The 14,611-nt window shown below is 59.4% G+C and carries 10 protein-coding genes; 6 read left to right on the top strand and 4 right to left on the bottom strand.

Annotated elements, in window-relative coordinates; translation table 11 throughout:
* Nucleotides 1-254: 254 nt before the first annotated feature.
* Complete coding sequence (ettA, locus tag IAI51_RS15010; protein ID WP_187679258.1) at nt 255-1,919, bottom strand: energy-dependent translational throttle protein EttA; 1,665 nt, start codon at nt 1,917-1,919, stop codon at nt 255-257.
* A gap of 286 nt (nt 1,920-2,205) precedes the next feature.
* On the opposite strand from ettA, the gene morA reads away from it, so the two are divergent.
* From morA to IAI51_RS14985, 5 genes are all read left to right on the top strand, one after another.
* The gene (gene morA, locus IAI51_RS15005) at nt 2,206-6,054 is read left to right on the top strand and encodes a cyclic di-GMP receptor MorA (protein ID WP_187679189.1); all 3,849 of its coding nucleotides are present in this window, start codon (nt 2,206-2,208) and stop codon (nt 6,052-6,054) included.
* A 168-nt stretch (nt 6,055-6,222) separates the two neighbouring features.
* Complete coding sequence (gene glyA / locus IAI51_RS15000) at nt 6,223-7,476, top strand: serine hydroxymethyltransferase (RefSeq protein ID WP_187679188.1); 1,254 nt, start codon at nt 6,223-6,225, stop codon at nt 7,474-7,476.
* A 276-nt stretch (nt 7,477-7,752) separates the two neighbouring features.
* Nucleotides 7,753-9,066, top strand: coding sequence for a C4-dicarboxylate transporter DctA (locus IAI51_RS14995; protein ID WP_187679187.1), 1,314 nt, complete (start codon nt 7,753-7,755; stop codon nt 9,064-9,066).
* Between the two features lie 50 nt (nt 9,067-9,116).
* The gene (locus IAI51_RS14990; RefSeq protein ID WP_187679186.1) at nt 9,117-9,821 is read left to right on the top strand and encodes a FadR/GntR family transcriptional regulator; all 705 of its coding nucleotides are present in this window, start codon (nt 9,117-9,119) and stop codon (nt 9,819-9,821) included.
* Nucleotides 9,822-9,845: 24 nt separating this feature from the next.
* The gene (locus tag IAI51_RS14985) at nt 9,846-10,544 is read left to right on the top strand and encodes a GntR family transcriptional regulator (protein WP_187679185.1); all 699 of its coding nucleotides are present in this window, start codon (nt 9,846-9,848) and stop codon (nt 10,542-10,544) included.
* Nucleotides 10,545-10,597: 53 nt separating this feature from the next.
* On the opposite strand, the gene yjiA is transcribed toward IAI51_RS14985, so the two are convergent.
* From yjiA to IAI51_RS14970, 3 genes are all read right to left on the bottom strand, one after another.
* Nucleotides 10,598-11,569, bottom strand: coding sequence for a GTPase (yjiA, locus tag IAI51_RS14980; protein WP_187679184.1), 972 nt, complete (start codon nt 11,567-11,569; stop codon nt 10,598-10,600).
* Nucleotides 11,570-11,720: 151 nt separating this feature from the next.
* Nucleotides 11,721-11,918 (bottom strand): YbdD/YjiX family protein, encoded by a 198-nt coding sequence (locus tag IAI51_RS14975; protein ID WP_003228401.1) that lies wholly within the window; start codon nt 11,916-11,918, stop codon nt 11,721-11,723.
* A gap of 15 nt (nt 11,919-11,933) precedes the next feature.
* Nucleotides 11,934-14,000 carry a carbon starvation CstA family protein gene (locus IAI51_RS14970; protein ID WP_187679183.1) on the bottom strand — a complete coding sequence of 689 codons (2,067 nt, stop codon included), beginning with the start codon at nt 13,998-14,000 and terminating at the stop codon, nt 11,934-11,936.
* A gap of 159 nt (nt 14,001-14,159) precedes the next feature.
* Here IAI51_RS14970 and IAI51_RS14965 point away from each other — a divergent pair, with 159 nt between their 5' ends.
* Nucleotides 14,160-14,528: a PilZ domain-containing protein gene (locus IAI51_RS14965; RefSeq protein WP_187679182.1), complete on the top strand. Its 369-nt coding sequence runs from the start codon at nt 14,160-14,162 to the stop codon at nt 14,526-14,528.
* Nucleotides 14,529-14,611 lie beyond the last annotated feature (83 nt).

Raw genomic sequence — 14,611 nt, 5'->3', positions numbered from 1 at the left:
TGTAACAAACGAATTGCACACAGAAATAGCGCAAAATGTCGCAGATATGAAATCAAATGGTGCACAGGATATAAATCAGAAGTCTTTTTTGATTGATATTGCACCTGATTGGTGAGAGCAAATTTGGGTAATGCACCAACAGTTATAGCGTCATCGCTGGCAAGCCAGCGATGAATACAACTCGGTATCCCTGAAAATCCCTGGCAAAAAAAACGGAGCCCTAAGGCTCCGCTCTTTGTGCAACCAACCCGATATCAGGCCAGTTTCTTGTGACGTACCCGGTGTGGCTGGGCAGCCGCTTCGCCGAGGCGCTTTTTGCGGTCGGCTTCGTACTCGGTGTAGTTGCCTTCGAAGAAGATCGCTTGCGAGTCGTCTTCGTACGCCAGGATGTGGGTCGCGACGCGGTCAAGGAACCACCGATCGTGAGAGATCACAATGGCGGCGCCCGGGAAGTCCAGCAGGGCTTCTTCCAGGGAACGCAGGGTTTCAACGTCGAGGTCGTTGGACGGTTCGTCGAGCAGCAGGACGTTGCCGCCCTCCTTCAGGGTCAGCGCCAGATGCAGACGACCGCGCTCACCACCGGACAGGTCCTTGACGAACTTCTGCTGATCGCCGCCCTTGAAGTTGAAGCGACCGACGTAGGTGCGCGACGGGATCTCGTAGTTACCGATGCGGATCTGGTCGGAACCGTCGGAGATCTGCTGGAACACAGTCTTGCTGCCGTCGAGGTCTTCGCGGCTCTGATCCACGCAGGCCAGTTGCACGGTTTCGCCGACTTCGATGCTGCCCGAGTCCGGCGTTTCCTTGCCCATCAGCATGCGGAACAGGGTCGACTTACCGGCACCGTTACCGCCGATCACGCCGACGATGGCGCCTTTCGGCATCGAGAACGACAGGTTGTCGATCAGCACGCGATCGCCGTAGCCCTTGGTGACGTTCTTGAACTCGATGACCTTGTCGCCCAGGCGCGGACCGGCCGGGATGTAGATCTCGTTGGTTTCCGAACGCTTCTGGAATTCCTGCGATTGCATTTCTTCGAAGCGTTGCAGACGAGCCTTGGATTTCGACTGGCGGGCCTTGGCGCCTTTGCGCACCCACTCCAGTTCTTCTTTCATGGCTTTTTCGTGGGCCGACTGCTGCTTGGATTCGGCAGCCAGACGATCGGACTTGGCTTCAAGCCAACCCGAATAGTTGCCCTCGTAAGGAATGCCCGCACCGCGGTCGAGTTCCAGAATCCAGCCAGCAACGTTGTCCAGGAAGTAACGGTCGTGCGTGATCGCAACCACGGTGCCCGGGAAGTCGTGCAGGAAGTGCTCCAGCCACGCCACCGAGTCGGCGTCCAAGTGGTTGGTTGGTTCGTCGAGCAGCAGCATGTCCGGAGCGGACAGCAGCAGACGGCACAGGGCCACACGACGCTTTTCACCACCGGAGAGGAATTCGACCTTGGCGTCCCATGCCGGCAGACGCAGCGCATCGGCAGCGACTTCCAGTTGACGATCCAGATTGTGGCCGTCGCTGGCTTGCAGGATCGCTTCGAGCTTGGCCTGTTCAGCTGCCAGTTTGTCGAAATCGGCGTCTTCTTCAGCGTAAGCCGCGTAGACCTCGTCCAGGCGCGCCTGGGCGTTCTTGATCACGCTGACCGCTTCCTCGACCACTTCACGCACGGTCTTGGTCGGATCAAGTTGCGGTTCTTGCGGCAGATAACCGATGTTCAGGTCCGGCATCGGACGGGCTTCGCCTTCGAACTCGGTGTCGACGCCGGCCATGATTTTCAGCAGCGTGGACTTACCCGAACCGTTAAGGCCGAGTACACCGATCTTGGCGCCAGGGAAGAAGGACAGCGAAATGTTTTTCAGGATTTCCCGCTTCGGCGGAACAACTTTGCCCAGCCGATGCATGGTGAAGACGTATTGAGCCATGGAGAACCTTGGGTCAGTGACAGATGAATGATTGGAGCGCAGGCGATGCCCGGCCAGACCGTGCGCGTCGTTCACTTGATGGTGATCAATGCGTGCGCGCTGAAAAAAGTCTGATTCTAGGAGCTGGAACGCTCCCGCGTAACCGGCAAAGCTACCTGATTGACGGAAGGCAGTCCAGCCGCGATGGGCTGGCACTTCGCCACGACTCAAGGCATGCTAGCCGCCCTTTGGGCGTCCGGCTTATAGTGCACGTCGCGCCAGTCCAGCCAGATCGCAGGATTACAGCTTGTCCAATGTCACTCCGCCAGCCTCTGTGAGCAGCACCCAACCGGCGCCCGGCTCGCCCCTGCGCGGGACATTAAAGGGTGCGCTGGCGACACTCGTGCTTTTGCTGCTGGCGCTGCTGTTCTGGCAACTGCTCGATCAACTGCGCGAAACCCAGAATAACCAGCGCCAGTACACCATCGATTACACCGCCGACCTCGCCTCGCAGGTCAGCCTGAACATGGCGCTGAATGCGCAAATCGCCCTCAATCTGCTACCGATCGTCGAACAACCGCAATCGGCCGACGAACAGCAGCAGTTGCTGCGCAAGCTCCAGCAATCGCTGCCTGACCTGCGCAGCCTCGCGTTGCTCAGCCCTTCCGGGCGTATTATCAGCGACAGCGCCGCCGACAGCTCCGACGCCAGCTACCTCACCGAACTGGTACGCCGCAGCCGCGCCCAGGCGCACTATTTCAGTAACGCCGACGATGGCTCGGTGGTGCATCTGTTGTTGCATCAGGCCAGCGGCAGTACCCGCGCCTACTGGGCTTTGCGCCTGACGCCGACGTTCTTCGACTCGCTGACCAAGCAGAGTGAAACCGGCCTGCGTCCGCTGTGGCTGGTGGAAAACCGTATCAACCATCAGATCATCAGTCGCGACGAAGCCCTGTCATCCGCCAAGCCTGGCGTGCTGAGCCCGGACGATCTGGCCAACACCGTACTCACCGTGCCGCTGAGCAGCAGTGATTGGCAATTGCGTGGCCTGTTCGACCGCCAGCGCGTGCTGGAGGAGTTGCTGCCGGCGTTCATCGGCAAATGCCTGCTGGGCCTGGCGTTCTCGATGCTACCGGTGATCGCGCTACTGAACATGCGCCGGCGTCAGCGCCAATTACATGAAGGCCGCCGCCGCTATCAGGACATTTTCGACGGTACCGGGGTGGCCCTGTGCGTGCTCGATCTGTCCGGGCTCAAGCAGATTTTCGACAAGGCGCAGATCCAGACCAGCGACCAGCTCAAGGCCTGGCTGGACCAGCCGCAACAGCGCCAGCAATTGCTGCAGGAACTGCGCGTCACCGAGGTCAATCAGGTCGCGCTGCAATTGCTCAATGTCAATTCCTGCGAACACGCCTGGCAGTTGTTGATCGACGGTCATCCACATCGTCACTGCGCGATCGGCCATCAAGTACTCGACGCGGTGCTCCAGCAACAAAAGCAGCTGGAACTGGAAATCAAACTCCCGGACATCAACGGTCGCGATCAACACCTGTGGATGGTGCTGCGCCTGCCGACCGAGCGGCACGACTATAAAGCGGTGATCCTGAGTATCAACGACATCACCAGCCGCAAGCTGATCGAGCTGTCGCTGCTGGAGCGCGAGGGCTTCTGGTCGGACGTGGTGCGCACCGTGCCGGATCATCTGTACGTGCAGGATGTGATCAGCCAGCGGATGATTTTCAGCAACCACCATCTCGGCCAGACCCTCGGTTACAACCGCACCGAACTGCATCAGATGGGCGAGTACTTCTGGGAAATTCTCCTGCACCCGGAAGACGCCGACTATTACCATCGCTCACGGCAGATGCAGCGCCACGCCGGTTACAGCCAACTGTTGCAGTGCCAGTTGCGCTTCCGCCATCGCGACGGCGAATGGCGGCGCTTCGACATTCGTGAACAGGCACTGGCCCGGGACAAGCACGATCAGGTCACGCGGATCATCGGCGTGGCCAAGGACATCACCGAACAGATAGAAGCCAGCGAATCCCTGCGCGACAGCGAGCAGCGCTACCGGATGCTCGCCGAAAGCATCAGCGACGTGATCTTCTCCACCGACAGCAAGCTCTCGCTGAACTACGTCAGCCCGTCGGTGCAAGCGGTGCTGGGCTACGACGCCGAATGGATTTTCCAGAACGGCTGGCAATCGACCATCGCCAACCCGCAGCAACTGAGCGGCATCTACACACTGATGGATCGCGTCAGCAAAGCCCTGGATAAACCCGAACAGTTAGCCATTTTGCGCAATCAGGTGCAGACCCAACTGTTCCTGTTCGACTGCCTGCGCGCCGATGGCCGCAAGATCCCGATCGAACTGCGTCTGGTGCTGGTGTGGGACGAACACGGCGCGTTCGAAGGCGTGCTCGGCGTTGGTCGCGACATCAGTCAGCAGCGCCGCGCCGAGAAAGATTTGCGCATGGCCGCCACGGTATTCGAACACTCGACGTCGGCGATCCTGATCACCGACCCGGCCGGTTACATCGTCCAGGCCAACGAGGCGTTCAGTCGGGTCAGCGGTTACGCGGTGGCGGAAGTGCTCGACCAATTGCCCAACATGCTCACCGTCGACGAGCAACAGGATGCGCACCTGCGTTACGTGCTCAAGCAACTGCATCAGCACAGTACGTGGGAAGGCGAAGTCTGGCTCAAACGCCGCAACGGCGAGCACTACCCGGCGTGGGTCGGCATCACCGCCGTGCTCGACGACGAGGGTGATCTGGCCAGTTACGTGTGCTTCTTCAGCGACATCAGCGAGCGCAAGGCCAGCGAACAGCGCATCCACCGCCTCGCCTATTACGACGCCCTGACCCATCTGCCCAACCGCACACTGTTCCAGGATCGCCTGCACACTGCGCTGCAAGCAGCCGAGCGGCAGAAGTCGTGGGTGGTGCTGATGTTTCTCGACCTCGACCGTTTCAAACCGATCAATGACTCCCTCGGCCATGCCGCCGGCGACCGCATGTTGAAAGACATGGCCACACGCCTGCTGGCCTGCGTCGACGATGACGACACCGTGGCGCGGATGGGTGGCGATGAGTTCACTCTCCTGCTGCAGCACCGCTCAAGTCGGGAGCTGGCGCTGAACCGGGCGATCCATGTGGCCGAGCAGATTCTCGGCAGTCTGGTACGACCGTTCGTGCTTGAGGGTCGCGAGTTCTTCGTCACCGCTAGTATCGGCATCGCCCTGAGTCCGCAGGACGGCAACGAACTCAGCCAGTTGATGAAGAACGCCGACACCGCGATGTACCACGCCAAAGAGCGCGGCAAGAACAACTTCCAGTTCTATCAGGCCGACATGAACGCCAGTGCGCTGGAGCGTCTGGAGCTGGAAAGCGACCTGCGCCATGCCTTGGAGCAGAACGAATTCGTCCTGTATTACCAACCCCAATTCAGCGGCGACGGCAAGCGCCTGACCGGCGCCGAAGCCCTGCTGCGCTGGCGTCATCCGCGTCGTGGGCTGGTGCCGCCGGGGGATTTCATTCCGGTGCTGGAAGAACTCGGACTGGTGGTGGACGTCGGCGACTGGGTGATCAGCGAGGCCTGCCGTCAGCTCAAGACCTGGCACCAGAGCCGCGTGCGCGTGCCAAAGGTGTCGGTGAACATCTCGGCGCGGCAGTTCTCCGATGGCCAACTCGGCACGCGGATCGCCACCATCCTGCGCGAAACCGGCCTGCCGCCGGCATGCCTGGAGCTGGAACTGACCGAAAGTATCCTGATGCGCGAGGTCAGCGAAGCCATGCAGATTCTCGCCGGGCTGAAAAACCTTGGCCTGAGCATCGCGGTCGACGACTTCGGCACCGGTTATTCATCGCTGAACTACCTCAAGCAATTCCCGATCGACGTGTTGAAGATCGACCGCACCTTCGTCGACGGTTTGCCGTCCGGCGAACAGGACGCGCAGATAGCCCGGGCGATCATCGCCATGGCCCACAGCTTGAATCTGGCGGTGATTGCCGAGGGTGTGGAAACCCATGAGCAGCTCGACTTCCTGCGTGAGCATGGCTGCGATGAGGTTCAGGGGTATCTGTTTGGAAGGCCGATGCCGGCGGGTCGGTTTGAGGCGCAGTTCAGCAATGACGCCCTCTTCATGTTCGACTGAACATCGGCGGTGCGGCCTTCGCGAGCCTGCTCGCGAAGAGGCCTTCAAAAGCACCGCACATCGGTCATGAAAACCACTTGTCTGCGACATGATGTCGTTTCATATGCCATCCAAAACCCATTGGGTTAGAATGCCCCCCTTTTCTGCCCCCAATCCTTGAGGACCGCCATGTTCAGCCGTGATTTGACTATTGCCAAGTACGACGCCGATCTTTTTGCCGCCATGGAGCAAGAAGCTCAGCGCCAGGAAGAACACATCGAGCTGATCGCTTCGGAGAACTACACCAGCCCAGCGGTGATGGAGGCTCAAGGCTCGGTACTGACCAACAAGTACGCCGAAGGTTATCCGGGCAAGCGCTACTACGGTGGTTGCGAGTTCGTCGACGTTGTTGAGCAACTGGCCATCGACCGCGCCAAAGAACTGTTCGGCGCCGATTACGCCAACGTTCAGCCGCACGCCGGTTCGCAAGCCAACGCTGCTGTTTACCTGGCCCTGCTGTCGGCCGGTGACACCATTCTGGGCATGAGCCTGGCCCACGGCGGTCACCTGACCCACGGCGCCAGCGTTTCCTCCTCCGGCAAGCTGTACAACGCTATCCAGTACGGCATCGACGCCAACGGCCTGATCGACTACGACGAAGTCGAGCGTCTGGCGGTTGAGCACAAGCCAAAAATGATCGTGGCCGGTTTCTCTGCCTACTCGCAGATTCTGGATTTCCCACGCTTCCGCGCTATCGCTGACAAGGTTGGCGCCTACCTGTTCGTCGACATGGCTCACGTGGCCGGTCTGGTCGCCGCTGGCGTCTACCCGAACCCGGTGCCATTCGCTGACGTCGTGACCACCACCACGCACAAGACCCTGCGCGGTCCACGTGGCGGCCTGATCCTGGCTCGCGCCAACGCCGACATCGAGAAGAAGCTGAACTCCGCGGTATTCCCGGGTGCCCAGGGTGGCCCGCTGGAGCACGTGATCGCCGCTAAAGCGATCTGCTTCAAGGAAGCGCTGCAGCCTGAGTTCAAGACTTACCAGCAGCAAGTGGTGAAAAACGCCAAGGCCATGGCCGGTGTGTTCATCGAGCGCGGTTTCGACGTGGTGTCCGGCGGTACTGAAAACCACCTGTTCCTGCTGTCGCTGATCAAGCAGGAAATCTCCGGTAAAGACGCAGACGCCGCTCTGGGCAAAGCGTTCATCACCGTGAACAAGAACTCCGTGCCTAACGATCCACGCTCCCCGTTCGTCACTTCCGGCCTGCGCTTCGGTACTCCGGCTGTGACCACTCGTGGCTTCAAAGAGGCTGAGTGCAAAGAGCTGGCCGGCTGGATCTGCGACATCCTGGCTGACCTGAACAATGAAGCGGTGATCGACGCCGTTCGTGAGAAAGTCAAAGCCATCTGCAAGAAACTGCCGGTGTACGGCGCTTAATCGCGACGATAAATCCGCAGCATGAAAAACCGGCCAAGTGATTGGCCGGTTTTTTTATGTCCGCATTTTTTCAAACGCCTGAACCGCTCAAGAATGGGACTCACCGCACAACTGGTCAGACCGGTCATGCCAATTCGTCAATTTTCACTTGCGATCCGCAAAAATCCGCGCCTAGACTGCACCCGCACTGGACATACCGGTAAGACCACAATAATTAAGTCCTGAATCTGATGCGCCACGCGCACGGCAGCCAGGACACCGACCAGGATTCCTCCCATGCTCAGATGGTGCTCGCGTTCAATCTTCCTCCAAGTGGTTCTCGGACTGGTGCTTGGCATCGTCTGCGGACTGACCCTTCCTGAATACTCGGCCCAGCTCAAACCGCTCGGTGACGGCTTCATCAAACTGATCAAGATGCTCATCGGTCTGATCGTATTCTGCGTGGTGGTCAGCGGCATCAGTGGCGCGGGCGATCTGAAGAAGGTCGGGCGCATCGGCCTCAAATCCGTTATCTACTTTGAAGTGTTGACCACCATCGCCTTGGTGATCGGTCTGGTGTTCGCCTTCAGCACCGGCATCGGCAGCGGCGCCAATATCCATCTGGAGCAACTGTCCGCCGCCGACATGGGCGACCTCGCCGAACGCAGCCAGCACATGCACACCACCACGCAGTTCCTGATGGACCTGATCCCGACGTCGGTGATCGGCGCGTTTGCCGACAACAACATCCTGCAGGTACTGCTGTTCTCGGTGCTGTTCGGCAGCGCATTGAACCTGGTCGGCGAAGCCGCTTCCGGGATCTCGCGCCTGATCAACGAACTGAGCCATGTGATCTTCCGCATCATGGGCATGATCGTGCGTCTGGCGCCGATCGGTGTGTTCGGCGCCATCGCGTTCACCACCAGCAAATATGGCCTCGACTCGCTGCAACACCTGGGCAGTCTGGTTGGTCTGTTCTACCTGACCTGCGTCGCCTTCGTCAGCGTGATTCTCGGTGTGGTGATGCGCGCCTCCGGCCTGCGCATGTGGCCGCTGCTCAAATACCTGCGTGAAGAACTGCTGATCGTCATGGGCACCGCGTCGTCTGACGCCGTGCTGCCACAGATCATGCGCAAACTTGAACACTTGGGGATCGGCAGCTCGACGGTCGGGCTGGTGATTCCCACCGGCTACTCGTTCAACCTCGACGGTTTCTCGATCTATCTGACCCTGGCCATCGTGTTCATCGCCAACGCCACCGGCACGCCGCTGGCCATGACTGATTTGCTGACGATTCTGCTGGTGTCGCTGATCACCTCCAAAGGCGCCCATGGCATTCCCGGTTCGGCACTGGTGATTCTGGCGGCGACATTGACGGCGATCCCGGCCATTCCGGTGGTCGGTCTGGTGTTAGTGCTGGCGGTGGACTGGTTCATGGGCATCGGCCGCGCACTGACTAACCTGATCGGCAACTGCGTCGCCACCGTGGCCATCGCTCGTTGGGAGAAGGACATCGATGTGCAACGGGCGAACAAGGTGCTCAACGGCGAGCAGGGCTATACCTTTCAGCCGAGAAAAACCGTCGCTCAAGCGGCGGCCAAAGAATTCTGATTGATCGCAGTGCCTACTGACCCGCAGGCACGGCTCATGGAGCAAGACACGTGATTACCACCTCAACCGTCGTCAACTCAGTCGTAGAAAAACTCCGGGCCGCACTGGCCCGTGGTCAGTGGCGCTCCGGCGACATGCTGCCGGGCCAGCGCGAACTGGCCGAGCAACTGGGCATCAGCCGCCCGAGCCTGCGCGAAGCGGTGATCGTCCTGGAAACCCTCGGTCTCGTGCGCTCGATGCCGGGCAAAGGCGTAGTCGTACTCGACGCACAGCTCAGCGACAGCCAAAGCCACGACAGTGCAGTGGCCAGCGCCAGTCTCGAAGACGTGCTGCAACTGCGCTACACCCTTGAGCCGTTCATCGTCGGCCTCGTTGCCCAGTCGATCAGCAGCAAGGAAGTCGGCCAGTTGCGCCTGACTCTGATGGACATGCGCGAAGCCCTCGAGGCGGGTGATAGCGAAGCCGGGGTCAGCGCCTACATCGCGTTTCACGAAGAGCTGTTCACCCTGACGTCGAATCCGATCTTCCAGAGCGTGGTGCAACAGACCAGCAATGCCCTCAAGCAAAGCGCCGAGGTGCTGCGCAATTCCCCTGAGCATCTGGCCGAAAGGTTGGAGGAAAACGAAGCCGTGGTTCGTGCGATCCGCAGCAAAAACAGCGCCCAGGCCAGCGCCGAAATGCGCCGGCACATCCTGCGCGAAGGCCAGCGGATGGGCATCGAGCTGAACATTCCGGACGACAATTTGAACAACTGAATTTCTTCCCACTGGAGACCGGCCATGAACAGTCTTGCCTCACCACAGCGCACTCGCCATATGTCGGCCGCCCTGCCCTTCTCCCGCATTGATGACCTGTATCCACGGCTGTTCGATGCGATTCTGGAACAACGTATCGACCCGGCCAGCCGCTTCACCGAAGAGAGCCTCAAGCAGATGTTCGGCGTCAGCCGCGCGGACGTGCGTCGGGTGCTGACGCAGTTGTCCCATGAACAAGTGATCGTCCTGCGCGCCAATCATCGGCCGCGTGTTGCGACGCCCGATATGGAGCAGACCCGGCAGACCTTGCATGCACGGCGCCTGACCGAAAACACACTGGTGCGCCTGGCTTGTCAGCGACCACAGGCTGATGGCGTGAAACGCCTGCGCGCCTTGATCGAGCGCGAGCGTCAGGCCGTAGAGCAGGATCGGCGCGGCGCGGCGATTCGATTGTCGGGGGAGTTTCATCTGCAATTGGCGCAGATGGCGGGGAACGCACCGTTGGCGCATTTTCTCGGCAGCCTTGTGCCGATTACGTCACTGGCGATTGCGCGGGGTGATGGAACGACGCGCAGTTGTTGCGCGTGGCAGGAGCATTTGATGATTGTTGAGGCGGTGGAATGTGGGGATGCGGCTAAAGCGGCGATGTTGATGAATCAACATCTGGATCATTTGGAAGGCACCCTGTTGTATTCCGTCAATGCGCACTGCGCTGCCGGATAGATCGCCATCGCGGGCAAGCCCGCGATGGCGTCATCTCTGACACCGAAGATCCATCAGGCTGCCGAAACCTTGGCAAACCCCGCCCGAATCTTCTCTTCCGGCAAGTCATCAGCAATAAACACAATCACACTTTCGCGCGCCTCACCTTCGGCCCATTCGGTGTCCCAGTCGAAACCATAGAGTTTCAGCACACCCTGAAACACCAATCGCCGATCTTCCCCGGCAATGTTCAGCACGCCTTTGTAACGCAGCAATTGTTTGCCGTGTTCTTCCAGCAACTCATTCATGAACTCGCTGAGCTGATCGATATCCAGCGGCTGCTCGGTGCGCAGCACGAGGCTGGAGATGCGGTCAATGGACGGCGCCTTGCTGACCGGACGCAGATTCAGCCCACCGCCGAGATCGGCGTTGAGGTTGAAGCCGCGCACGTCGAGCAATTCAGCCAGATGGATGTTGCCGTGCTCGACCACACGGATCGGCGCACGACGGTTGATCCGCGTCAGGCGCTCACTCAACGCGGTGAACGCTGCTTCATCCACCAGATCAGTCTTGCTGACCAGCAAGCGGTCGGCGAAACCGATCTGCGCCTGGGCGATGGTCTGAGTCAGGTGTACATCGGCATGAGCCGCGTCAACCAAGGTGATGATGCCGTCGAGCAAATAACGCTCGCGCAGTTCTTCATCGATGAAAAAGGTCTGCGCCACGGGTGCCGGATCGGCCAGACCGGTGCACTCGATCACCAGTCGGTCGAAGGCGATTTCGCCGCTGTCCAGCCGCTCAAGCAACAAGTACAGGGCTTTAGTCAGATCGGTGTGGATGGTGCAGCAGACACAGCCGTTGGCCAGGGTCATGACTTGCACAGGTTCGTCGCCAAGCAACTGAGTGTCGATGCCGGCGTCGCTGAATTCGTTTTCGATCACGGCGATTTTCAGGCCGTGCTCGGCTTTCAACAGGTGCCGCAACAAAGTGGTCTTGCCGGCGCCGAGGAAACCGCTGAGTACAGTGACAGGTATGGGAGAAGACAAAATCCGATCTCCTTAAAAGGAACACATAAACAAATGTGGGAGCGAGCTTGCTCGCGAAAGCGGTGTGTCAGCCAATGGATTCATCAACTGACACTCCGTATTCGCGAGCAGGCTCGCTCCCACAGGGGATAGCTTCGACCTCAGGCTCTAATCAACAGCACTTCGGCCCACCCTTGCCACCGTAACGGGCTTCCTGACGTTCGCGAAAGAACATCTCGTAGCTCATCACCGGTTTGTCCGGGTGCTTGGTTTGCATATGCTCGACGTAGGTGTCGTAGTCGGGCATGCCGACCATCAGGCGCGCGGCCTGACCGAGGTATTTACCGAGGCGACTCAGGTCATTGAACATGGTGCAATCCTCTGGTTACGCATCCGGCAGGGCCTGGAATGGCGATTCTTTATCCGTACGCTCTTTTTTACCCCAGGCGGCGATGCCGACCTTGAGCGCGTAGAACAGGATACTGAACACCACAAACAGGAACAGCACTGTCAGCGTTGCGTTGGTGTAGGCGTTAAAGATCACGTGCTGCATTTGCTCCACGCTTTTGGCCGGCGCGAGCACCTGACCATTGGCGAGTGCATCGCTGTACTTCTTGGCCAGCGACAGGAATCCGATCGCCGGGTTGGCGTCGAACAGCTTGATGAAGCCTGCTGTGGTGGTGCAAATCAGCAGCCAGGTAGCCGGAAGCAAAGTGACCCAGATGTAGCGCTGGCGCTTCATTTTGATCAGCACAACGGTACCAAGCATCAATGCGATACCGGCCAGCATCTGGTTAGAGATACCGAACAGCGGCCACAGGGTGTTGATGCCGCCCAGTGGATCGATCACGCCCTGGTACAGCAACCAGCCCCACATCGCCACACAACCAGCGGTAGCGATCAGGTTGGCGGTCCACGACTCGGTACGTTTCAGCGCCGGCACGAAAGAGCCGAGCAAATCCTGCAGCATGAACCGCCCGGCACGGGTGCCGGCGTCTACAGCGGTGAGGATGAACAGTGCTTCGAACAGAATTGCGAAGTGGTACCAGAACGCCATGGTGTTTTCACCCGGCAGGACACTGTGCAGGATCTGCGCGATACCGACCGCCAGGGTCGGCGCACCGCCGGCACGGGCCAGGATCGTGGTTTCGCCAATGTCATTCGCAACGGCTTGCAGCGCCTCAGGCGTAATGGCGAAGCCCCAACTGGTGACCACTTGCGCAACAGACACCACATCACTGCCGACGACGGCTGCCGGGCTGTTCATGGCGAAGTACACGCCAGGCTCGATCACCGAAGCAGCAACCATGGCCATGATCGCTACAAACGATTCCATCAGCATGCCGCCGTAACCGATGTAACGGGCGTTGGTTTCGTTATCCAGCAACTTCGGCGTGGTGCCCGACGAGATCAGCGCATGGAAACCGGAGACCGCACCACAAGCGATGGTGATGAACAGGAACGGGAACAGACCGCCCTTCCACACCGGGCCGGTGCCGTCGACGAACTGGGTCAGCGCCGGCATTTTCAGCTCAGGCATGGTCACCAGAATGCCGATCGCCAAAGCGACGATGGTACCGATCTTGAGGAAAGTGGAGAGGTAGTCACGCGGCGCCAGAATCAACCAGACCGGTAGCGAAGCGGCCACAAAACCGTAACCGACCAGCATCCAGGTAATCTGCACACCCGTGAAGGTGAACGCCTTGGCCCACACCGGATCGGCGGCGATCTGCCCACCGAGCCAGATCGAACCCAGCAGCAGCAACACGCCGACCACCGAGATCTCACCAATGCGACCCGGACGGATGTAGCGCATGTAAATGCCCATGAACATCGCGATCGGGATGGTCGCCATCACCGTGAAAATGCCCCATGGACTCTCGGCCAGGGCTTTCACGACGATCAGCGCCAGCACCGCGAGGATGATGATCATGATCAGGAAGCAGCCGAACAAGGCGATGGTGCCGGGAATGCGGCCCATTTCTTCACGCACCATGTCGCCCAGGGAGCGGCCGTTACGACGGGTCGACATGAACAGAACCATGAAGTCCTGCACCGCACCCGCCAGCACCACACCAGCGATCAGCCACAGCGTGCCGGGCAAATACCCCATCTGCGCCGCCAGTACCGGACCGACCAGAGGCCCCGCGCCAGCGATGGCCGCGAAGTGGTGACCGAAGAGAATGTGTTTGTTGGTCGGCACATAGTCCAGACCGTCATTGTTGAGCACGGCGGGGGTGGCCCGACGCGGATCGAGTTGCATCACATGGTTAGCGATGAACAGGCTGTAGTAACGGTACGCAACCAGATAAATGGCCACGGCAGCGACCACAATCCACAAGGCGTTGATCGCCTCGCCTCGGCGCAATGCCACTACGCCCAGGGCGCACGCTCCTACGATTGCCAGCACTAGCCAGGGTAAGTGGCGTAGCAGGCTATTATTATTTTTCATTTTATTATTCCAGCCAGGGTGGACAAGAAAGACAGCCACCCCGAGTTTAGCGCTTACGGCGACAAAGGCCATACCCCGACATTGGTCTAGACGCCTTAACGATTGGCTGCGACCGACTGGTCGGGTCTATAGTCAGCAAACCTTCGTGAGGATTGCGCCATGAGCCAGCACCCAGCTGAGCGTCGCCGCTTCAAACGTATCGCGTTCGATGCCAAGACTGAATTGAGTCAGGGCGAGTACATCTGGCCGGTCAAATTGATTGATCTGTCGCTCAAGGGTCTGTTGATCGAAAAACCCGAGCCGTGGCTAGGTGTTCGGGAGCGGCATTTTCTGGTCGATATTCATCTCAACGATGAGGTCGACATCAAGATGGATGTGCAACTGACCCACGACGACCATGGCCAACTCGGCTTCGTCTGCAAGCACATCAGCCTGGAGTCCATCGAACGCCTGCGGCGCTTGATTGAGTTCAACCTGGGTGACCCGCAGGAGCTGGAGCGAGAATTGGGCGCTCTGATCGAACTCTGATTAAAACCGGCTCCCTGTAGGAGCTGCCGAAGGCTGCGATCTTTTGATCCTGATCTTTTAAAAGCAAGATCAAAAGATCGCAG

Origin of the sequence: Pseudomonas sp. N40(2020) (assembly GCF_014472415.1) — a bacterium.
Taxonomy (GTDB): Bacteria; Pseudomonadota; Gammaproteobacteria; order Pseudomonadales; family Pseudomonadaceae; genus Aquipseudomonas.
Note: the sequence above shows the minus strand (reverse complement) of the source record. Positions and strands in the feature narration are given on the sequence as shown.